The sequence below is a fragment of the Sodalis sp. RH14 genome, from assembly GCF_047324285.1.
GTDB lineage: Bacteria > Pseudomonadota > Gammaproteobacteria > Enterobacterales > Enterobacteriaceae > Acerihabitans.
On the sequence record NZ_CP178739.1, the window covers coordinates 3,947,543 to 3,970,085 of the forward strand.

The 22,543-nt window shown below is 57.5% G+C and carries 14 protein-coding genes; 9 read left to right on the forward strand and 5 right to left on the reverse strand.

Translation table 11 applies throughout. From position 1 onward, the window contains the following. Nucleotides 1-150: 150 nt before the first annotated feature. Together ACL2XQ_RS17950 and ompC are read right to left on the reverse strand one after the other, a co-directional pair. Nucleotides 151-1,254 (reverse strand): porin, encoded by a 1,104-nt coding sequence (locus ACL2XQ_RS17950; protein ID WP_413723317.1) that lies wholly within the window; start codon nucleotides 1,252-1,254, stop codon nucleotides 151-153. A 467-nt stretch (nucleotides 1,255-1,721) separates the two neighbouring features. After that, nucleotides 1,722-2,858, reverse strand: coding sequence for a porin OmpC (gene ompC, locus ACL2XQ_RS17955; RefSeq protein ID WP_413729747.1), 1,137 nt, complete (start codon nucleotides 2,856-2,858; stop codon nucleotides 1,722-1,724). Nucleotides 2,859-3,650: 792 nt separating this feature from the next. Between ompC and ACL2XQ_RS17960 the strand changes: the two genes are divergently transcribed. From ACL2XQ_RS17960 to rcsB, 4 genes are read left to right on the forward strand one after another with little or no spacing between them, the layout of a single operon-like run. Then, nucleotides 3,651-4,034: a DUF4186 domain-containing protein gene (locus tag ACL2XQ_RS17960; RefSeq protein WP_413739520.1), complete on the forward strand. Its 384-nt coding sequence runs from the start codon at nucleotides 3,651-3,653 to the stop codon at nucleotides 4,032-4,034. A 48-nt stretch (nucleotides 4,035-4,082) separates the two neighbouring features. Continuing rightward, nucleotides 4,083-5,234 carry an MFS transporter gene (locus ACL2XQ_RS17965; RefSeq protein ID WP_410014239.1) on the forward strand — a complete coding sequence of 384 codons (1,152 nt, stop codon included), beginning with the start codon at nucleotides 4,083-4,085 and terminating at the stop codon, nucleotides 5,232-5,234. A 23-nt stretch (nucleotides 5,235-5,257) separates the two neighbouring features. After that, nucleotides 5,258-7,969: a phosphotransferase RcsD gene (gene rcsD, locus ACL2XQ_RS17970; protein WP_413739521.1), complete on the forward strand. Its 2,712-nt coding sequence runs from the start codon at nucleotides 5,258-5,260 to the stop codon at nucleotides 7,967-7,969. Nucleotides 7,970-7,977: 8 nt separating this feature from the next. Further along, nucleotides 7,978-8,628 carry a response regulator transcription factor RcsB gene (gene rcsB, locus ACL2XQ_RS17975; RefSeq protein ID WP_331121075.1) on the forward strand — a complete coding sequence of 217 codons (651 nt, stop codon included), beginning with the start codon at nucleotides 7,978-7,980 and terminating at the stop codon, nucleotides 8,626-8,628. A gap of 136 nt (nucleotides 8,629-8,764) precedes the next feature. Here rcsB and rcsC read toward each other — a convergent pair whose 3' ends face one another. Further along, a complete protein-coding gene (gene rcsC / locus ACL2XQ_RS17980) occupies nucleotides 8,765-11,641 on the reverse strand; it encodes a two-component system sensor histidine kinase RcsC (protein ID WP_413739522.1) in 2,877 nt (958 codons plus the stop codon). A gap of 147 nt (nucleotides 11,642-11,788) precedes the next feature. Further along, a complete protein-coding gene (gyrA, locus tag ACL2XQ_RS17985) occupies nucleotides 11,789-14,470 on the reverse strand; it encodes a DNA topoisomerase (ATP-hydrolyzing) subunit A (RefSeq protein ID WP_413727953.1) in 2,682 nt (893 codons plus the stop codon). Between the two features lie 239 nt (nucleotides 14,471-14,709). On the opposite strand from gyrA, the gene ubiG reads away from it, so the two are divergent. The 5 genes from ubiG (at nucleotide 14,710) to ACL2XQ_RS18010 (ending at nucleotide 21,150) form a co-directional block, all read left to right on the forward strand. Then, entirely contained in the window at nucleotides 14,710-15,453 is a 744-nt protein-coding gene (ubiG, locus tag ACL2XQ_RS17990; protein WP_413740530.1) for a bifunctional 2-polyprenyl-6-hydroxyphenol methylase/3-demethylubiquinol 3-O-methyltransferase UbiG, read from the forward strand. Nucleotides 15,454-15,768: 315 nt separating this feature from the next. Then, on the forward strand, nucleotides 15,769-18,054 hold the full coding sequence (gene nrdA, locus ACL2XQ_RS17995; RefSeq protein WP_413739523.1) for a class 1a ribonucleoside-diphosphate reductase subunit alpha: 2,286 nt from the start codon (nucleotides 15,769-15,771) through the stop codon (nucleotides 18,052-18,054). Between the two features lie 49 nt (nucleotides 18,055-18,103). Beyond that, nucleotides 18,104-19,234, forward strand: a complete 1,131-nt coding sequence (nrdB, locus tag ACL2XQ_RS18000) for a class Ia ribonucleoside-diphosphate reductase subunit beta (RefSeq protein ID WP_413723324.1) — start codon at nucleotides 18,104-18,106, stop codon at nucleotides 19,232-19,234. A gap of 12 nt (nucleotides 19,235-19,246) precedes the next feature. Further along, a complete protein-coding gene (gene yfaE, locus ACL2XQ_RS18005) occupies nucleotides 19,247-19,507 on the forward strand; it encodes a class I ribonucleotide reductase maintenance protein YfaE (protein WP_410016766.1) in 261 nt (86 codons plus the stop codon). A gap of 131 nt (nucleotides 19,508-19,638) precedes the next feature. Further along, on the forward strand, nucleotides 19,639-21,150 hold the full coding sequence (locus ACL2XQ_RS18010; protein WP_413739524.1) for an MFS transporter: 1,512 nt from the start codon (nucleotides 19,639-19,641) through the stop codon (nucleotides 21,148-21,150). Between the two features lie 84 nt (nucleotides 21,151-21,234). On the opposite strand, the gene ACL2XQ_RS18015 is transcribed toward ACL2XQ_RS18010, so the two are convergent. After that, on the reverse strand, nucleotides 21,235-22,371 hold the full coding sequence (locus tag ACL2XQ_RS18015) for an epoxide hydrolase family protein (RefSeq protein ID WP_410014232.1): 1,137 nt from the start codon (nucleotides 22,369-22,371) through the stop codon (nucleotides 21,235-21,237). Nucleotides 22,372-22,543: the final 172 nt, after the last annotated feature.

Below are 22,543 nucleotides of genomic sequence, written 5' to 3' on the forward strand. Positions count from 1 at the left end.
TAAAGATACGCGGAAGAAATCGCTGATTCGCCAGCGGCACCGTTAGCGCCTGGCCATGGCGGGCCTCAGCGCCCACAGGCGGAACGCGGGCAGGACAGGCAGCCTGCCGTCCTGCCGCCGCTCCGGCGGGCGTTGCCAACCCAGCCTTGCTCAGAACTGATACGTCAGCCCCGCCGCAACGATATTCCCCCGATGAATTTCAGCTTCCTGAGTAAAGGTATTGCCGCCCAGCAGGTTGATTTTATAATCAATATGGGTCGCCAAATTCTTGTTGAAATTATAGGTGGCGCCGATATCGATAAACTTTTGCAGATCCTGGCGCCCGTATTTTTCAATATTGCGCCCCGTGGTCCAGAGATAGGCCAGCGACGGCGTAAGACCGAAATCAAACATATACTGCGCCACCATTTCCAGAGTTTGCGCCTTATGCGCAAAGCCGCTGACTTTTTTATCATCCTTGAATTCGCCGAACCGCACCAGATTATAGCTTTGGGTATACATCACCGCCAGGTACAGGTTTTTGTCGTCATATTTGAGCGCACCCGAATAGGCGTTAACCCTGCCGTCGCCGCCGCCATATGCCAGTTTCCTCTGGCCTTCGGTGCGGCTGGCGCTGCTGAACGCGCCGGCGGCGCTTAAACCCCGGCCCAAATCATAACCCAGGGACATGCCATAACCATTGCCGTTGGCCGCGCCGCGGCCGCGGCCCTCGCCTTTCTTTTTGCCGGCGGCGTTGGCGCCCTGGTATTGCAGCGCGACGTCAAGCCCGTCCACCAGGCCGAAGAAGCCCGTATTACGGTAGGTGGCCAGGTTGCTCGCCCTCTGGGCGAGATAACCGTCGGCCTGGAAAAAGCCGCCAAACTCCGGCAGCTTATCGGTGTAGGAAAGTACATCGTACAGGACGCCCCAGTTGCGACCGTAATCGAACGAGCCATAATCGCCGTACTTCAGCCCCACGAAACCCAAACGGGTGGTGCTGTCCCGTGATTCGTCCTTTTCACCCCGGGCCAGTTGCGCCTGGTATTGCCATTCGGCATAACCGGTAAGCAGATCGTTGACCTGGGTTTCACCGCGAAAACCGAAGCGCATATATGATTCATCACTATCGGAACTATTATTTTTAAAATAATGCACTCCAGCCAAAGTACCGTTTAAATGCAGCTTCTGACCGTCCCGATTGTAGATCTCGGCTGCGCCCGCCGCGCCGGTAAAAACTAATGCCGGCATCAGGGCATAATTAAGACGTAGTTTCATTATAATATCCTCGGTGTATAAAATTATTGCAGCACTGCCAGATAAATAATCCTGTTTTCGGCAGGAAAAAATGATCCGCTAAAAAAATGGATTTTGACATGAGCCGCGATAATACCTAATCGAATTTTGCTATTCAACCACAGGAAATGGATATTAAAGCAGCAATATAAATAGAGGATAAATGAGAGTGGGTTTTTATTTATTGGCCAATACGGGATAAATATTTTTAAAATTAATTTTTAATTCGTTAAATATCAAATAGTTAAAATAATATCATATTTTTCGTGTTCGAATCAAAGAGCGCGCAAAAAGAAATTAAATTATTTTATTATCGAGCTAATATATTTCTATATCTCTGTTTTTCACATCGCGGCCAATGCGTGTTGTTTATGATTTATTTAATTCAACTGTCGGAATAATGCCCCATAACGGGAAAGGGCGCGCCCGCCCCCTTTCCCGCACGCTGCTTAGAATTGATACACCAGGCCCACCGCCACCACATCGTCGGTATTAATGCCGGCGGCATCGGTAAAGTTATTGTCGTCCATCAAATTGATCTTGTAATCAACATAGGTGGACATATTTTTATTAAAGTAATAACTGGCGCCCAGGTCGACAAACTTCACCAAATCTTCATTTTGATAGGTATTGTTGTCGCCGGCGCGGCCAAGATCCTTGCCCCGGGTCTGGTTATAACCCACGAACGGCACCAGTCCGAAATCAAACTTATAATCCGCATAGGCTTCGAAGCTTTGCGCTTTGTTGGCGTAGCCGTACACGCTTGAGTCGCTGGAACCGAAAGGCGCCGCGTTATACGACTGGGTAAACATGACCGCCACGTAAACCTGGTTGGCATCGTATTTCAACCCGCCCGAGTAGCCTTCCGCGCGGTCCCCGCGTCCCATAATGGTATTGTAATTGCGCGCGCCGTTCTGGTCGTCGGTACGTTTCGAGTTAAAAAAGGCCCCCGCGGCGCTGACGCCCATGCCGAGATCGTAGCTTAGGGACATGCCGTAGCCTTCGCCGTTTTGTCCCAATACATCGCGCCCGTTTGCCGATTCTTCCGGGTCGGCGTTCTTGCCCTGATACTGCAGGGCGAATTTCAGGCCATCCACCAGGCCAAAGAAGTTGTTATTGCGATAGGTCGCCACGCCGCTGGTGCGCTGGAACATAAATTGATCGGCGCCATAGGTGGAACCGTCAAACTCAGGCTGCAAATCGGTAAAGGCGGCGACATCGTACAGCACGCCGTCATTACGGCCATAGTCAAACGAGCCGTAGTCGCCGAATTTCACCCCGGCGAAACCATAGCGGGTGTGGTCGCCGTCGGTAGAATCGCTGCCTTCGGTATTGTTGGCCTTGATTTCATATTCCCACTGGCCGTAGCCGGTGAGCTGGTCATTGATCTGCGTTTCGCCTTTGAAGCCGATACGGGTGTAGGTTTTGTCGCCGTCGTTGCCGTCATTATCGGAAAAGTAGTGTAAACCATGCAGTGAGCCGTACAGATCCAGTTTATTGCCGTCTTTATTGTAGATTTCTGCCGCGCCGGCCGAACCGGCGGCCAGCAATGCGGGTATGAGCAGGGAGAGAACGTGAAGTTTCATTCTTTTATCCTCAAATATTTATTATCTTTGGCCACCATTGTTTTGGGTGCTTACAGGATTTATTACGCCTCGATAAGCCATTTCATTTTGCGTTAAATGCATTTTTATACTAGCGATAAAATGATACCAAGTGGCTTACAATGTTTCAAAATGCAAGGTTTATATTTAGTCATGTTTCCCCAAGGGAACTTATCCCATTTCCACCCGTCATCCGGCGGCGTTCCCCAGATGAAAATGTCGACAAAATATTTATTTTATCGATTAACATCAACAAGATAAAACCATTAGTCATTAATAGCACTTTCTGGCAAAAAATGAATTTATTTTTAACTAATATTATCTACGCTATCATCATTAATTTTCATTGTTACTCTCATCACTGATGTTTTTTCCCTCGCCGGTTAGAAGACCGGCTTTTTTTTTTGGCGTATCGTGAAAATATTAACATTTATTAATAAATGTTAGAAAATAAATCGTTATTGCCGCCCGACATCATTTTTACCTAAAGTTCTTTTTATAAACATCAATTTAATTATCGGGTAATTTATTATTCATCCGCTATAACATGAAAAGGAATATAAAAAAATACGATATTGATCACATTAAAAATCATTTATTTTTACCGCGACCCCCACAGGCATACCCTGCCCGGGCACGCGTCCCCGCCGCCTCAGCCGGCCCCGCCTTGCAAGGCGTACTTCGTTATCCGGCGCTGGGCATGCTACACTTTATGCCGTCATTTTCCCGGATACCGGGGATTTACGGCCACACCGCAGGACAGCAAGGGGCACCATGGGACAAGATCAGAATTTCGACATCCTTTGGGAGCGCTTACAGCGCTCCGCTTTCCGGTCAACATTCCGGCTTAATGAAAAAGACCTTACCTACCTGCATAATAAAGGTATGGCGGTGGTGCTTGCCCATGCGCGTGATTTTATCGCCGCCCGGCTGGCGCCGGCGCTCCCGGCCAAAGACGGCAAACAAACGCCCTGGCGTGGCCATCCGGTATTCGTCGCCCAGCACGGCACCGCCACCTGCTGCCGGGGATGCCTGGAAAAATGGCACGGCATCGCGAAAGGACAGGCGCTGAGCGCCGCGCAACAAGACTATATCGTACAGGTGATCGCGCTGTGGCTTGAGCGCCGGGGCGGCGACAGCGGCGGCGGCCGTGCATAACGGCGCCGCTTTACTCTTTGATTCCAGGCAGGATATGCGGAAAGCTTCATGACCACGACTTATAATACGCAGCAGCACATCGGCCTGCCGGTACGTATCGCCACGCGGATCGTTTTTTTTATCGCCGGCTTCGGCATGTCGGCCTGGGCGCCGCTGGTTCCCTTCGCCAAGCTGCGCCTGGATATTGATGACGCCGCCCTCGGCATGCTGCTGCTGTGCCTGGGCATCGGTTCGCTGCTGGCCATGCCCCTGGCGGCGCCGCTGGCCGCCAGACTCGGCTGCCGGCGGATGATTACCGGCGCCGGGGTATTGCTTTGCCTGACGCTGCCGGCCCTGGCGCTGGCGCCCGCCCCGGTATCCCTTGGCGTCGCCCTGTTGCTGTTCGGCGCGGCGCTCGGCGCCATGGACATCAGCATGAATATCCAGGCGGTGACGGTGGAAAAAGCCAGCGGCCGGGCCATGATGTCGGGATTTCACGGTTTTTTCAGCATCGGCGGCATTGCCGGCGCCGGTCTGGTCAGTATTCTGCTGTGGCTTGGATGTACGCCGTTCTGGTCGATTGCCGTCGCCGACCTGGCGATCGTGGCCTTGCTGCTGTACGCCGCGGGAGACCTGCTGGCGCAACCGCAGGAAAACGATCCCGGCCCGCTGTTCGTGCGCCCGCGCGGTAAAGTGCTGTTTATCGGACTGCTCTGTTTTATCCTGTTCCTGGCCGAAGGCGCGATGCTGGACTGGAGCGCCTTGTTCCTGACCGTCGAGCGCGGGCTTGACAGCGCCATGGGCGGCCTGGGCTATGTTTTGTTCTCCATCGCCATGACCGTTGGGCGCCTGAACGGCGATCGGCTTATCAACGCCATCGGCCGGTTCCGCACCCTGGCGGCCGGCAGTCTGTGCGCTTCCGCCGGGCTGTGGCTGGCCATTTTCATCGATCAACCGCTGGTGACGCTGCTGGGTTTTATGCTGGTGGGACTGGGCGCCGCCAACCTGGTGCCGCTACTGTTCAGCGTCGTGGGCACCCAAACGGATATGCCGCCTAATCTTGCCCTGGCGGCCATTTCCGGCGTCGGTTACGCCGGTATCCTGGCCGGCCCGGCGCTGATCGGCTTTATTGCCCATTTGACCAGCCTGTTCACCGCGTTCGGCTGCGTCGCATTGTTACTTCTGGTGGTTACCCTGAGCGCGCGCCGGGTGACCCGATAAAGAAAGCCGGTGATAAAAAAAATATGCAAATCAAGAACCTGACCCTGACACCGGCCGCGCTCACCCGCGGCCTGGTGGTGTTTATTTTATTATTGCTGCTGTCGTTATGGCTGTTTGGCCTGCATGCCGTTAATGCCTATATCATTGAAAAAAAGCACAGCATGACCACCATCACCGTGGCGCTGCAAAAACGCATCGATACCTACCGTTTCGTGGCGGATCGCCTCTATGAGCAATCCACCGGTACCGGCCCGGTCGACATGACGCTTGGGAATATTCACGAAACCCGCCTGCGTCCCGATGTGTTCTACATTGAAAAACCCCATCGAAAAACCGACGGACTGATCTTTGGCGCCCATGAAAGCGCCACCCTGGCCACGGCGGTGAAGATGTCGGATTACCTGGACGTGCTGTGGGGCGGCGAGAGCAATAACTACTCTTTATTTTATCTCAATGGCGTCGACAACAGCCTGACGCTGATTTCCACGCAGCCGCTGCGGGATATCGCGCCGCGTTTCGAAGACAGCTTTATCAGCGCCCTGGTAAAATCCCGTCGGGCCGAAATGCTGCAGCAGGCTAATATCCTTGATGAACGCGAAAGTTTTTCGCCGCTGCGCAAATACCGTTTCCAGAACGACTACTACTTTACTCACCGGATCATCATCAACCAGCCGGGGCATCTGGCCACCATCGTCGCCTTCGATCTGCCGGTCAGCGATGTGATCCCGCTGAACATGGCGCGGGCCAATTTCTCCCTGGTCGGCGCCGGCGCGGCCAATGGCGACGAGGAAGACGAGCAGGACAACGCGCAGCCGGCAACCAGCGTGATAACCGGGTCGGCGCTCGCCATCACCGCCCGGTTTAGCAATGCGCCGCTGAATCTGGTGTACCGCGTGCCGCTGGGCGGCCTGATCCTGGATCTGCTGCGCAATAATATCTGGCCGGTTGCCATTGAGCTGCTGATGATCGCCCTCTCGTTGCTGGGCGTTTACCTGGTGCGCCAGCATTTCCTGCGCCCGCGCGCGAATATGGCGCACGATTTGAAATCCCACCGTATCCTGAGCGAGGAAGTGATAGCCAATCTGCCCCTGGGGCTGCTGGTGTACAATTTCAGCGATAACACCCTGGTCGCCAGCAATAAGATCGGCGATCATCTGCTGCCCCATCTCAGCCTGCAAAAAATCGCCAACCTGGCCGAAAGCCACCAGGGCATCATCCAGGCGACGGTCAATAACGAAGTGTATGAAATCCGCATGTTCAAAAGCCAGCTTTCCCCGGAGACCTATCTGTTCCAGCTGCTGGATCACGATAAAGAAGTGCTGGTGAATAAAAGGCTGCAGCAGGCGCAGCAGGAGCTGGCGAAAAACCACCAGGCGCGGCGCGCCATTCTCACCAACTTCCAGGATGAGTTAAGCCGCCCGCTGATGGTGATAAATGAATTAACCGATGCCCTGGCGCACGCCGCGACCGACGAGGATCGCAAGCGCTGCCTGGCGAGCCTGAAATGCGAGTCCTCGCGCCTGGCCGCGCTGTTTGATAACCTGCGCCTGCTGACGGCGCTGGAAATTAAGGACTGGCAGCCGAATCCGGCGGACTTTTCGCTGGCGGAACTTATCGACGCCCTGTTGGTGGAGCGTTTGCCCGCCGTGGCGCAAAAAGGGCTGACCCTGTATCACCACTACCATTTGCCTTTAAACCAGCGGCACTGGGGCGACGCGCTGGCGGTGAAAAAAATCATTTCGCTGCTGCTGGATTACAGCATTATCAGCACCCAGTACGGCAAAATCGTCTTATCCGTGGATCAGGACCCGTCCCGCCCCGATATCTTGCTGTGCACCATCAGCGATACCGGCAGCGGCATCAGCGCCGAAGAGCTGGCGAACCTGCACCAGCCCTTTGTCAGCCGGGCGCGCGAAGATCATTACCAGCGCGGGTCGGCCCTGACCTGGTTCCTGTGCTCGAAGCTGTGTAAACAGCTGGGCGGCGGCCTGGATATCCATAGCAAGGCCGATATCGGCACCCGCTACCGGGTCAGGCTGCAGCTGCCGCCGGCGGCCGGCGGCGAGGACGCGGATGAACAGGAAAAGATCCTGGAGGATACGCAGGTACTGCTGGATATCGCCAATGAGGAAGTCCGCGCCATCGTCAACGCCATGGTGACCCAGTGGGGGGGGAAATGTCTGTATCCCGATGAGCACCATCTGGTCCAGGAGCATGACCTGCTGCTGACCGACGATAGCAATCGCCTGGAGGATTTCGCCATTTTGCTGCACGGCGGCGAACCGGCGATTACCTCGCTTTCGCCGTACCGTCTGCGGGTTAATTATAATCTGAGCAGTCCGCTGCTGGACGCAATGCTACAATTGATGGAGCTGAGGCTGGCCCAGGCGGATAGCGGCAGGGACATGGATACGACGCCTGGGAACCAGGAGAACGCGGCCCTGGAACAGCTCTTTTCGAGCGGCTATTTTCCGCTATTCGTCGATACAGTACCCGATGACGTCAAGAGGCTGTATACTGAAGCCGAGAGCGGCGACCTGAGCGCTCTGGCCCAGACCGCGCACCGCCTCAAAGGCGTCTTTGCCATGCTGAACCTGGTTCCGGGCAAGGTGTTATGTGAAACCCTGGAACAACATATAAAACAAGCTACTATGCAAAATGATAATACAAAAATCGGCAACGATATCCACCAAATTGATGCTTTTGTTATTAAACTGCTACAGCATGCAAGGTAGTCAACATTATGAATAATCTGAACGTCATCATTGCCGATGACCATCCCATCGTCCTGTTTGGCATTCGCAAATCCCTGGAATCCATCGAGTGGGTTAAAGTTGTCGGTGAATTCGAAGACTCCACCTCGTTAATCAACAGCCTGAGCAAGCTGGACGCCAACGTCCTGGTGACCGATCTCTCGATGCCCGGCGAGAAATACGGCGACGGCATCACCCTTATCAAATATATCAAACGCCACTACCCGCACCTGGCGATTATCGTGCTGACCATGAATAACAACCCGGCCATTTTAAGCGCGGTGCTGGAACTGGATATCGACGGTATCGTCCTTAAGCAGGGGGCGCCCACCGACCTGCCCAAGGCGTTGGCCTCGCTGCAAAAGGGTAAAAAATATACTCCCGACAGCGTGGCGAAACTGCTTGAGCGCATCAGCGCCGGCGGCTATGGCGATAAGCGCCTTTCCCCAAAAGAGAGTGAAGTGCTGCGGCTGTTCGCCGAGGGATTCCTGGTCACGGAAATCGCCAAAAAGCTCAATCGCAGCATCAAGACCATCAGCAGCCAGAAAAAATCAGCCATGCTGAAGTTGGGCGTGGAAAATGATATCGCCCTGCTTAATTACCTGTCGTCAGTCAGTATGGCGCCGGTGGACAAAGAGTAACGCCCCTCTTGCCGCAACGGGCGGCGTACTACGCCGCCCGTCCGATATGCCGACGTCCCCCGCGACCTTGTGCTTTTCTATACCCTCACCGTCCCTCGTGCCATGGCGCCGCCATACGCAGCGCATTCCATTGCCTTTAACCGGCATCGGCGGGAGATTGCTGGCGTTGCCGCCGGGTCTGCTGGCTGAAATGCGCCAGCGCCGGCTGCAATACGCTCAGGGTGACCGGCTTGGACAGGCAGTTGTCCATGCCCGCATCCAGGCAGCGCTGTTTTTCCTCCGCCAGGGCGTTGGCGGTCACGCCAATCACCGGCAGTTGGACGCCCTGCCCGCGTAAGCGCCGGGTCAGCTGGTAGCCGTCCATATTCGGCATATTGACATCGGTAAGGATGATATCCACCGACTGTTTTTGCAGCGTCCCCAGCGCATCCACCCCATCGTTGGCGGTAATCACCTGATAGCCCAGCGATTCAAGCTGATCCGCCAGCAGCCGGCGATTAATGGGGTGATCGTCCACCACCAGAATGCGGATATCGTTATTAAGGTCGCAGGCGTTCTGCATTATGGCCGCCGGCGAGGGCAACGCCGGCACCGTCTTCTGGTCATCCCGGCAGATTTTCAGCAACAGCAGCGGCAGCGCGTCCGCGAAGGCCGAGCTTAGCCACCATTCCCCCGCGGACATTTCCTGCGCGGGGCCGATATGGTTGACCATAAAACGGATCCAGACGCGCGGGCGTTGCGCCGGCGCATCATCGTCATCGGTAATGAACACGGATTCGTTGTCAATGTCCTGCCAGGTATGGCGTTTAACCACCATGCCTTCGGCGCCCAGCAAACGGATCAGGTAAGCCTCCAGCGCCGCATTGCGCACATGCAGCCAGCAGACGCGCCCGTACAGGTCGCTGCTCAGCACCGGCGGCGCGTAGCTTGCCTGGTAGAGCGGCAGCCGGATGGTAAACTGGCTTCCCAGCCCGGTCTCGGACTCAACGGCGATATCGCCGTCCATCAGATTGACCAGCTTTTCACAGATGGCCAGCCCCAGCCCGGTGCCATGGGACTGCTGCTGCCCGCCGCTGCCCAATTGCACAAAGGGGTCGAACAGCCGCAGCAGCTCGCGCTGCTGGATGCCCACGCCGGTGTCGCGTATCTGGAACAGCAGGTAATCCGCGTCGCGATAAACGCGGATCACCAGGCAACCGCTGTGGGTAAATTTAATGGCGTTATTCAGCAGATTGGACAACACCTGCTGCAGGCGCACCGGATCGCCGCGCAGGTTCTGCGGCACGTCGGGATCGATAAAACAGTACAACCCTAAGCGTTTTTTCACCACCAGCGACAGGTAATTGCCGGCGATATGGCTGACCACTTCCCGCGGGGAAAAACACCGCGGCTCGATTTTCAGCTGTTCGGATTCAATTTTCGAAAAGTCGAGGATATCACTGATGATATTGAGCAATAACGCGGAAGAGTTGTCCATCGCCATCACCAGGCGATCGACGCCGTCCGGCAGCGCCTTGGTCTTGATCAAATCGAGATTGCCGATGATACCGTACAAGGGGGTGCGCAACTCATGGCTGACCGTGGCCAGGAACATCGACTTCGCCTGGCTGGTCTGTTCCGCCGCCGCCGCCATTTCCTGCAAGGATTCCTCCATTTTTACCCGGGCGCTGATATCCACCAGCACGCAGATGGCGACGTTTTCATTACGATAGCGCGAATGCACGAAGCTGATTTGCAGGTTATTATTATTGCTGGTCATGACATCGACAAAATTCACCTGCTGGCCGCAGATGATATGGATGATGCGCTGCCGATCCTCAAACGTCAGCAGGCTGAGATAATTATGCGCCAGCTCATTGCTGATAAGGTTAGCGCCGTCGCTGATGCGCAGGATGCAGATACCCACCGGCGCGGAGGCGACGATTTTGCGATTAAACTGCTCGTTCTCCTCCAGCTGCAGGGCGTTTTTTTCCGCCGGGGAGAACATCCTGCGCTCAAACAGCCAGGCCAGCATAAACAGCAGGGTGGCCGACAGGACATTCAACAACAAAGCATTAAAAATCAGCGGCTTGAAATTTTCCACCATCGTGGTCAGCGCCAGTGAATACAGGATGCTCAACGACGACGGCGCCAGGTTTCTTTTCATCACCAGGTTTTTATAGCTATCCGTATAACCGTAATAGCTGGCCTGCGCCGGATACTCCGTCAGCGCCGACGCTTTGCGCTCCCCGTCGGCTAGCGACAGCACCGGCATATTGCCCTGATCCAGCAGGGTGATGCCGATAGGCAGGGTACTGGCGGTGGAAAAATCCTCCAGCCGGATGCTCAGTTCTATACCCAGCAACGCCTGCAGTTTGCTGGCGACATAGATGGGCGTCAATACGTACAGCGAGCCGCTGCCGGAGCGCGCGCCGGGCACCACCCAATACAAGTCGTCCTCGCGTCCGTTTTGGCGCGCGTTGCGGTATTTGATTATCTCCTGCTGCAGACTTTTCGGCAGGGAGGCCGCCGTGCCCGCGGTGCCGCGGAAGTTGAAATCCGCCATGCAGAGGCTTTCGCCGCTGATATAAAACACCCGGTTAAGGTCGTAGGCATCGGAAAAACTGTCTTTCCAGTAGCTGAGGAAATAACTCAGGGAATCGACGGCGTTATGGTATTCGGTACCGGTGCCGCTACAGTCGGCAGTGGGATAGAGCGGCGAAATATCGGGGCGGCTGGCCTTGCCGGCAAATACGCCGTTAAGCATATCCAGTCCCGGCAGGCCGGCGTTAAGCCGGTTTTCCGCCACATATTTAATTTCCCGCATAATGGTGGTGGAACGGGTGATATAGGCCTGGGCCTGGCCGTAGCTGGTGTAATACTCCTGGCGCAGATCGGACTCGCGCTGGTGTAATTGGCTGATAATGTAAAAAGCCGACAGCAGCGCGCCCAGCGCCCACAGCAATAGCGCCAGGGTGCGGAACAGATAGCGGGATATTTTTACCGTTGTGCGAAATGATGTGAAGTATTTCAAGAAAGTCACGTTCCGGTAATAGTCTTTAATCGGAGGCCAGCGTATGCGTTACACTACCGGCCCCCTATAAAAAAAGCCAGCGCGGCGGCTGGCTTTCGGGGCGGCCGTGCCGCCCGGCGCTATGCTGACACCGGGCGGCGGCGGCAATCAGGCGTTCGGCTCGTCGTCTCCGTCCGCCGAGTCATCGTCGTCCGCGCCGATATCGTCGCCGGCGTCCTCGCCATCGATATCCTCATCGGCGGCGTCTTCGATTTCGTCGCCATCGGCCAGGCCTTCGACGCTGTCAAGCTCTTCGTCGTCAACCGGCTCGGCCACGCGCTGCAGGCCGACCACATGCTCGTTTTCAGCGGTGCGGATCAGGGTCACGCCCTGGGTATTGCGCCCGACGATGCTGACCTCGGAAACCCGGGTACGCACCAGGGTGCCGGCGTCGGTGATCATCATGATCTGATCGGTATCGGCCACCTGCACCGCGCCGACCACCTCGCCGTTGCGTTCGCTCACCTTAATCGAGATCACGCCGAGGGTGGCGCGGGATTTGGTGGGGTATTCCTCCTGGGCGGTACGTTTACCGTAACCATGCTGGGTAACGGTCAGGATCGGCCCGTCTCCGCGCGGTATGATAAGCGACACCACGCGATCCTTCTCGGCCAGGTTGATGCCGCGCACGCCGGTGGCGGTACGGCCCATGGAGCGCACCTGCCCTTCCGGGAAGCGCACGACCTTACCGTAGGCCGAGAACAGCATGACTTCGTTCTTGCCGTCGGTCAGATCGACGCCGATCAGTTCGTCGCCCTCGTTGAGGTTGACGGCGATGATGCCGGCGCTGCGCGGCCGGCTGAACTCGGTCAGCGCGGTTTTCTTCACGGTGCCGCTGGCGGTCGCCATAAACACATGGCGGCCTTCCTCATATTCCCGCACCGGCAGGATGGCGGTGATGCGTTCATTCGGCTCAAGGGGCAGCAGATTGACGATCGGCCGGCCACGGGCGCCGCGACTGGCTTCCGGCAGTTGATATACTTTCATCCAGTACATACGGCCGCGGCTGGAAAACAGCAGGATGGTGTCATGGGTATTGGCCACCAGCAGCCTGTCGATAAAGTCTTCTTCCTTGATGCGCGCCGCCGATTTGCCCTTGCCGCCGCGCCGTTGGGCTTCGTAATCGGTCAGAGGCTGGTATTTGACATAGCCCTGGTGGGACAAGGTCACTACCACGTCTTCCTCGTTGATCAGATCTTCGATATTGATATCCGAGGTATTGGCGGTGATTTCAGTGCGGCGGGGGTCGTTGTACTGCTCTTTCATCGCGTTCAGTTCTTCGCGAATCACTTCCATCAGCCGATCGGGATTTTCCAGGATAATAATCAGTTCAGCGATTTGATCCAGCAGCTCTTTGTACTCGTCGAGCAGCTTTTCATGCTCCAGTCCGGTCAGTTTCTGCAGGCGCAAATCCAGGATGGCCTGGGCCTGCTGTTCGGTCAGGTAATATTTGCCGTCACGGATGCCGAACTCCGGCTCCAGCCATTCCGGGCGGGCGGCGTCGTCGCCGGCGCGCTCAAGCATGGCCGCCACGGTGCCCAGCTCCCAGGGACGGGCCACCAGCCCGGCCTTGGCTTCCGTCGGATTCTGCGCGTTGCGGATAAGCTCGATGATCGGATCGATATTCGCCAGCGCCACGGCCAGGGCTTCAAGGATATGGGCGCGGTCGCGCGCCTTGCGCAGTTCAAAAATGGTACGGCGGGTGACCACTTCGCGGCGGTGGCGGACAAAGGCGGACAAAATATCCTTCAGCGCCATGATCCTTGGCTGGCCCTGGTGCAGCGCCACCATATTGATGCCGAACGACACCTGCAGCTGCGTCTGGGAGTAGAGGTTGTTCAATACCACCTCGCCCACCGCGTCGCGCTTGATTTCGATCACGATGCGCATGCCGTCTTTATCGGATTCGTCGCGCAGGGCGCTGATGCCCTCGATACGCTTGTCCTTGACCAGTTCGGCAATCTTCTCGATCAGCCGGGCTTTGTTCACCTGGTACGGAATTTCATGCACGATAATGGTTTCGCGGCCGCTTTTGGCATCCGCTTCCACTTCCGCGCGGGCGCGAATGAGGATTTTGCCGCGTCCGGTGCGATAGGCTTCTTCAATGCCGCGCCGGCCGTTGATAATGGCGGCGGTGGGGAAGTCCGGCCCCGGGATATGTTCCATCAGCCCTTCGACGCTGATATTTTCATCATCGATATAGGCCAGGCAGCCGTTGATCACCTCGGTGAGGTTGTGCGGCGGAATATTGGTGGCCATGCCGACCGCGATACCGGAGGAACCGTTGATCAGCAGGTTGGGAACCTTGGTGGGCATGACCTCGGGGATCTGCTCGGTGCCGTCGTAGTTCGGCACGTAGTCCACGGTGTCTTTTTCGAGGTCCGCCAATAACTCATGGGCGATTTTCGACATGCGGATTTCGGTATAACGCATCGCCGCGGCGGAGTCGCCGTCGACGGAACCGAAGTTACCCTGGCCATCCACCAGCATATAACGCAGCGAGAACGGCTGGGCCATACGCACGATGGTGTCGTAGACCGCGGAATCACCATGGGGGTGATATTTACCGATAACGTCCCCGACCACACGGGCCGATTTTTTGTAAGGTTTATTCCAGTCGTTACCTAGCACACTCATCGCGAATAAAACGCGGCGGTGTACCGGCTTCAGTCCATCACGTACATCCGGCAGCGCACGTCCGATAATCACGGACATGGCATAATCCAGATAAGAGCGTTTCATCTCTTCTTCGATGTTGACCGGTGTTATTTCTCTGGCAAGGTCGCTCATGCAGCCGCTATCCCTCTACTAATTGATGCATCTACCCGGATTTGAAGGTGCCAAAGTATACCATACATCGGTGATTCAGGGAAAATAGTCGGCGGCCGGAAGCATCCGCGCCGGTGATTTCCGCCGTTATGCCGCTGGTCAGTTGCGCGGTTAACGGTATACTTGCCGCAGGCGGGAAGATTCTCCCCGGGAAACACCTGTATGAATGCAAACACCAACGCGATAAGGGAGCGTGCGTGATGAATCCGGAAGTCAGCAGCAATAAACAGGACGTCGTGCGCCACGACAATGTCGATCAGCAGGAAATTGCCAAATTTGACGCCGTCGCCTCGCGCTGGTGGGATCTGGAGGGCGAATTCAAGCCGCTGCACCGGATCAATCCGCTGCGCCTGGACTATATCCTGGGCCGCTCCGGGGGCTTGTTCGGTAAAGACGTGCTGGACGTGGGCTGCGGCGGCGGCATCCTGACGGAGAGCATGGCGCGCGAAGGGGCGCGGGCGACCGGCCTTGACATGGGCACCGAGCCGCTGGCGGTGGCGCGCCTGCACGCGCTGGAGACCGGGATAAACATCGACTATATCCAGCAAACGGTGGAAGACCATGCCGCGGCCAATCCCGGACGTTACGACGTGGTCACCTGTATGGAAATGCTGGAGCACGTGCCCGACCCGGCCTCGATCGTGCGCGCCTGCGCCCGGCTGGTGAAACCCGGCGGCGACGTGTTTTTCTCCACCCTGAACCGCAACCCCAAGTCGTGGCTGATGGCCATCGTCGGCGCCGAGTACCTGCTGCGCATCGTGCCGCGCGGCACCCATGACATCAGGAAATTCATCAAGCCGTCCGAGCTGCTGAACTGGCTGGAAAGCACCCCCCTGCGCGAGCGCCATATCATCGGGCTGCATTATAATCCGCTGCGCGATCGTTTTACCCTCGGCGGCAATGTCGACGTTAACTATATGCTGCATACGCGCCACGCGTCTTGACCGACAGGGGTAGCGAAAATCGTTACCCCTAGTTTAATAAAACACCAAATAATCCCTTTTCGAATTTTTTTCGCCGGCCATTGACATGCGCTAAGCGCCGGTGAAATAGCGCTTTAAAGAATCCGTTAACATTTCACCCCCAAGTTATCCACAAAATCGGGCGTTTTAGTCCCTTGCATTGGCTGCGGTTTGTCACTATCTTGTTATCAAATTAACGAAAAAACCCTATATATAGTGTTTTACCGCAACGGGAGACACTATTTTTCTTATGCGCGAGCATAAAGCCCGGGGTCACTCAGACAGGTATTGCGGCTTATGAACCAGAGTCTGCTTGTTACAAAACGCGACGGCAGTAAAGAAAAAATCAACCTCGACAAGATCCACCGCGTGATCGACTGGGCGGCGGAAGGCCTGGAAAACGTCTCGGTTTCCCAGGTCGAGCTCCGCTCCCATATCCAGTTTTACGACGGCATCAAAACCGCCGATATCCATGAAACCATTATCAAGGCGGCGGCGGATCTCATTTCCCGCGATGCCCCGGATTATCAGTACCTGGCCGCCCGCCTGGCGGTATTCCACCTGCGTAAAAAAGCCTACGGCCAGTTTGAGCCGCCGAAGCTGTACGATCACGTCACCCGGCTGGTGGAAATGGGCAAATACGACCGCCATCTGCTGGAAGACTACAGCGCCGAAGAGTTTGCCCTGATGGACGGCTTTATCGACCACTGGCGCGATATGAATTTTTCCTATGCGGCGGTGAAACAGCTGGAAGGCAAATACCTGGTACAAAACCGGGTCAGCGGCCAGATCTACGAAAGCGCGCAGTTCCTGTATATCCTGGTGGCGGCCTGCCTGTTCTCGGGTTATGACCGCGCCACCCGCCTGGACTATGTGAAACGTTTTTACGACGCCATTTCCACCTTTAAGATCTCGCTGCCGACGCCCATCATGTCCGGCGTGCGCACCCCGACCCGCCAGTTCAGCTCCTGCGTGCTGATTGAGTGCGGCGACAGCCTGGATTCCATCAACGCCACCTCCAGCGCCATCGTCAAATATGTCTCGCAGCGCGCCGGCATCGGCATCAACGCGGGCCGCATCCGGGCGCTGGGCAGCCCGATCCGCGGCGGCGAAGCCTTCCATACCGGCTGCGTGCCGTTTTATAAACACTTCCAGACCGCGGTGAAGTCCTGTTCCCAGGGCGGCGTGCGCGGCGGCGCGGCCACCTTGTTTTACCCGATGTGGCATCTTGAGGTGGAAAGCCTGCTGGTATTGAAAAACAACCGCGGGGTGGAAGGCAACCGCGTGCGCCATATGGACTACGGCGTACAGATTAACAAGCTGATGTACCAGCGCCTGGTCAAGGGCGAGGACATCACGTTGTTCAGCCCGTCCGACGTGCCGGGGCTGTATGACGCTTTTTTTGCCGACCAGGAAGAGTTTGAACGGCTGTATACCCGGTATGAGCAGGACGACAGTATCCGCAAGCAGCGCGTCAAGGCGGTGGATCTGTTCTCGTTGATGATGCAGGAACGCGCCTCCACCGGCCGCATCTATATCCAGCACGTGGACCATTGTAATACCCACAGCCCGTTCGACGCGTCCGTGGCGCCGATCCGCCAGTCCAACCTGTGCCTGGAAATCGCCCTGCCGACCAAACCGCTGGAAGACGTTAACGACGAAAGCGGGGAAATCGCGCTGTGCACCCTGTCGGCGTTTAACCTGGGCGCCCTGGACAGCCTGGATGACCTGCAAGAGCTGGCGACGCTTGCGGTGCGCGCGCTCGACGCCCTGCTCGATTACCAGGACTATCCGATCCCGGCCGCGCAGCGCGGCGCCATGGGCCGGCGCACGCTGGGCGTGGGCGTGATCAACTACGCCTATTACCTGGCGAAAAACGGCGTGCGCTATTCCGACGGCAGCGCCAATAACCTGACGCACCGTACGTTCGAAGCCATCCAGTATTACCTGCTGAAGGCATCCAACGAACTGGCGCAGGAGCGCGGCGCCTGTCCGTGGTTTAACGAAACCACCTACGCCCAAGGCATCCTGCCCATCGATACCTATAAAAAGGATCTCGACGCCATTTGCAGCGAGCCGCTGCATTATGACTGGGAAACCCTGCGCGCCGATATTCAGCGGCACGGCCTGCGCAACTCCACCCTCTCGGCGCTGATGCCCTCCGAGACGTCGTCGCAGATTTCCAACGCCACCAACGGCATTGAGCCGCCGCGCGGTTATGTCAGCATCAAGGCCTCCAAGGACGGCATCCTGCGCCAGGTGGTGCCGGAGTCCAACCGGCTGAAGGACGCCTATGAACTGTTATGGGAAATGCCTAACAACGACGGTTACCTGCATCTGGTGGGCGTCATGCAGAAGTTTGTCGACCAGGCGATTTCGGCCAATACCAACTACGATCCGTCCCGTTTCCCGGCGGGTAAAGTGCCGATGAAGCAGTTGCTGAAAGATTTGCTGACCGCGTATAAGTTCGGCGTCAAGACGCTGTATTATCAAAATACCCGCGATGGCGCCGAAGATGCGCAGGAAGATATGCAGGCCGCCGCCGAGACCGACGATTGCGAAAGCGGCGCCTGTAAGATTTAACACCGGCCGCGGGCGGCGCTGGCGCCGTCCGTGGGTAACAGGAGTGACCATGGCCTATACCACCTTTTCACAGCATAAAAACAACCAGCTGCTCGAGCCGATGTTCTTCGGCCAGAACGTTAACGTGGCGCGTTACGACCAGCAAAAATACGATATTTTCGAAAAGCTGATTGAAAAACAGCTCTCCTTCTTCTGGCGGCCGGAAGAAGTGGACGTATCGCGCGATCGTATCGATTTCCAGGCGCTGCCGGAGCATGAAAAGCATATTTTCCTCAGCAACCTGAAATACCAGACCCTGCTCGACTCCATCCAGGGACGCAGCCCCAACGTGGCGCTGCTGCCGCTGATCTCCATTCCCGAGCTGGAGACCTGGGTGGAAACCTGGGCCTTTTCGGAAACCATCCATTCCCGGTCCTATACCCATATCATCCGCAATATCGTCAACGATCCGTCGCTGGTGTTCGACGATATCGTCACCAACGAGGAGATCCTCAAGCGGGCCAAGGATATTTCGGGGTACTACGACGATCTGATCGAGCTGACCGGCTATTACCATCTGTTGGGCGTCGGCACCCATCAGGTGAACGGCCGGGAAGTGACGGTGAACCTGCGCGAGCTAAAGAAAAAGCTGTATCTGTGCCTGATGAGCGTCAATGCCCTGGAGGCGGTGCGTTTTTACGTCAGCTTCGCCTGCTCCTTTGCGTTCGCCGAGCGCGAGCTGATGGAAGGCAACGCCAAGATTATCCGCCTGATCGCCCGCGACGAGGCCCTGCACCTGACCGGCACCCAGCATATGCTGAACCTGCTGCGTTCCGGCGAGGATGACCCGGAAATGGCCGAGATCGCCAAAGAATGCCAGCAGGCATGCTACGACCTGTTTGTGCTGGCGGCGGAGCAGGAGAAGGAGTGGGCCAGCTATCTGTTCCGCGACGGCTCGATGATCGGGCTGAACAAGGATATCCTGTGCCAGTATGTGGATTATATTACCAATATCCGCATGCAGGCGGTGGGCCTGGAACTGCCGTTCGCCACCCGCTCCAATCCCATCCCCTGGATCAATACCTGGCTGGTGTCCGATAACGTACAGGTGGCGCCGCAGGAGGTGGAGGTGAGCTCCTATCTTGTCGGCCAGATTGACTCCGAGGTCAACGCCGACGACCTTAGCGACTTTCAGCTGTAAGCCGCCGTGTCCCTGCCCCTGCCTATGATCACGCTGCGCCGCGATGGGACGCGCCTGGCCTGCGAGAGCCGCCACGGTTCGCTGCTGGACGCGCTGGAAGCGCACCAGGTGCCGGTGGAATCCCAGTGCCGCTCGGGTTATTGCGGCGCCTGTCGCCTGCGCCTGGCGCAGGGGCAGGTACAATATCAGCATGCTCCGCTGGCGTTTATCCGGCCCGGCGAGATCCTGCCCTGCTGCTGCCTGCCCGTGGCGGATATCGAACTGGAGCTGTAATGCCGCCGCGGGTTGCACCAGCAGCGTGCAACCTATTATTTTGTATTAAGTTATAACTTTTCGGCCTTTCCCTGGGGCCGGCCGCTGGGTATGCTGCGCCTTACCTTTTCGATTTAATCAATAAGCACGCTATGTCTCTACTCCTGAGTACCGCCCACACCGCGACGCTGGACGCCGATATGGCGCCCGAGGGCGATCCGGTATTTATCAAGAGCGCCGCTGATATCTCCCAGCTGGTCAACGCCGGTACGCAAAAACGCAATCATGCCGGCATCATCATCGGCATTGCGCTGGGCGGCGTGTTCCTCGACGCCTACGATCTGGGGGCGCTGGCCTTTGGGGTCAAGGATATTACCCGCGAGTTTAACCTGACGCCGGCCGGCACCGGCATGGTGGCCTCGGCAATCACCTTCGGCGCTATCGTCGGCGCGTTTTTCGGCGGTTACCTGACCGATAAAATCGGCCGCTACCGGGTGTTTATGGCGGATATGTTCTTTTTTGTCATCGCCGCGCTGGCCTGCGCCTTTGCGCCCAACGAGTGGGTGCTGGCCGGGGCGCGGTTTGTGATGGGGCTGGGGGTCGGCATTGATTTGCCGGTGGCCATGGCCTTCCTGGCGGAGTTTTCCCGTTTGCAGGGACGGGGCAACAAGGCGGCCAGCATCGCCATGTGGTGCCCCACCTGGTATGCCGCCATCAGCGTGTCGTACCTGCTGGTGCTGCTGCTTTACGGCGTACTGCCCGCGGGGTATACCGATTGGCTATGGCGCCTGATATTGGGTTTCGGCGCCGTGCCGGCGCTGTTTATCATCGCCATTCGCAGCAAATATATGAGCGAGTCGCCGGTATGGGCGGCCAATCAGGGCGATCTGGCCGGCGCGGCGCGCATCCTCAGGCGCTCCTACGGCATTAACGCCCGGGTGGCGGCGGACGCCGGCAAGGGCCCGGCCGCCGTACCCGCGCGCCGCGCGCGTTTTCGCAATTACGGCGAACTGCTCAAAGGCATTTACCTTAAGCGCACCGTGCTGGCGACCATTATCGCCGTGGCCTCGTCTTTTGCCTATAACGCCGTGGCGTTCGGCCTGCCGGTGATCATCAGCAGTTTCCTGGCGCAGTCCATGCTGATCACGATTCTGGCGTCGCTGGCGCTGAACCTGCTGTTTGCGTTTGTCGGCGGGCTGATAGCGGTGCGCTGGGTGCCGCGTTTCGGCGCCTGGAACATGACGGTGCTGGGGTATGCCTTCCAGCTGGCGGCGCTTATCGGCCTGGCGCTGATCGGCCGGCCGGCCGACGGGCTGCACGCGGGACTGGCTATCGCCATGCTGGCGCTGTTTTTATTCGGTCAGGGCATCGGCCCCGGTTCGCACAGCATGACCTTCGCGTCGTTAAGTTATCCGACCTCGCTGCGCGGCGTTGGGGTAGGATTTAACCAGACGCTGATGCGCGCCAGCTCCACCGTTTCACTGTTCCTGTTTCCGGTCTTGGCAGCATTGCTGAATACCGGCGTGTTCTGGGTGATTGCCATCGCGCCGCTGGCCGGACTGGCGGCGCTGTTGACGATTCGCTGGGAACCGTCGGGTTATGATGTGGATGCGGAGGATTTTGCCGCCCCGCTCCGCCCCGCCGGGGATACTCAGTCGCGTTAAAACAGGGCCGTTGCCGGCGCCGGCATTGAAGCCCTGGGACGTAAAGGCGCTGCGGCACCCCGGAGACGAAGCCGCCGCGCCTTATCAGCGCGCGGCCAACACCGTGGCGATGAACGCGCGCAGGTCCGCCAACATCAGATCCGGCTGTTCCAGCGCGGCGAAATGGCCACCCCTCTCCATGTCCGTCCAATGCACGATATTGTAGGTCTTTTCGGCAAACGAGCGTGGCGTCGGCAGAAAGACGGGATCGGGAAACGCCGCGACGCCCATCGGCGCCTGGACGCGGGTTCCGGCCGGGAACCGATCCGCGCCTTCCAGGCGCTTGCCATGGTAAATCCACATTGCCGTGACCGCCGCCGGCGTCGCGATATACAGCATGATATTGGTGAGCAACTCCTCTTCCGAGTATGTGCTCCAGATGTCCGGACCGCCGTCGGCCGTCGTCGGCAGATCCGACCATTTACCGAATTTTTCGAGTATCCAGCCGGCCGCGCCGACCGGGCTGTCGGCCAGCGCGACGCCCAGTGTCTGCGGGCGCGTCTCCTGCTCGTGATTATAGCCCGTCTCCCAATCGAGGATCGCGGCGCGGCGGGAGAACAGATCCTTTTCCTCCGGCGTGGTGGGAACGCTATCCCCGGCGAAGATGCTCACCATATTGATATGGAAACCGAGCAGCGCGTCCGGCCGCACGTGAGCCAGCCAGCTGGCGATATGCGCCCCCCAATCGCCCCCTTGGACGAAGTAGCGCGCCTGGCCGAACAAGCGCGTCATCAGCCCGTGCATAAGCTCGGCCGACCGGCGCGGCCCGATAACGCCGGTGATGGGGTTCGAGAAGGCAAAGCCTGGGAGCGAGGGAACGATGACATCGTGCCCATCGGCGGCAAGCGGCGCCAGCAGCCGCTCGAACTCCAGATACGAGCCCGGCCAGCCGTGCAGGAGGAGTACGGGGGGCTTGGACCCGTCTCCCTTCACATGGACGAAATGGATATGCTCGCCTTCGACAACCGTCGTGAAATTGGGGAGCTGGTTGATGCGCCGCTCCACCTCGCGCCACTGATAGCTGTCCCGCCAGTAGGCGACGAGCCGTTTGAGGTCGCCGATGCCGACGCCCGCCGACCAACCGCCTGCATCCGCCAGCAAATGCCAGTCATAACCTTCGACTTTCGCCCTGATCGCGGCGAGCCGCTGGTCAGGAATATGTATCTGGTAAGGTGAAACCATAGTCCTCTCCTCATGGGTGCCGTAGATTGCACAGAGATGGGGATAGCGTTGAGCTTCAACCGCAGCGGCCACGGTTAAAAGGCATTGCACTCCCTTATGCAAAGATAGACTCACGCCATGCGGACGTCTATGCTATGAATTTGCTCAATTCTTTTGCGTAAAACGCACAGGT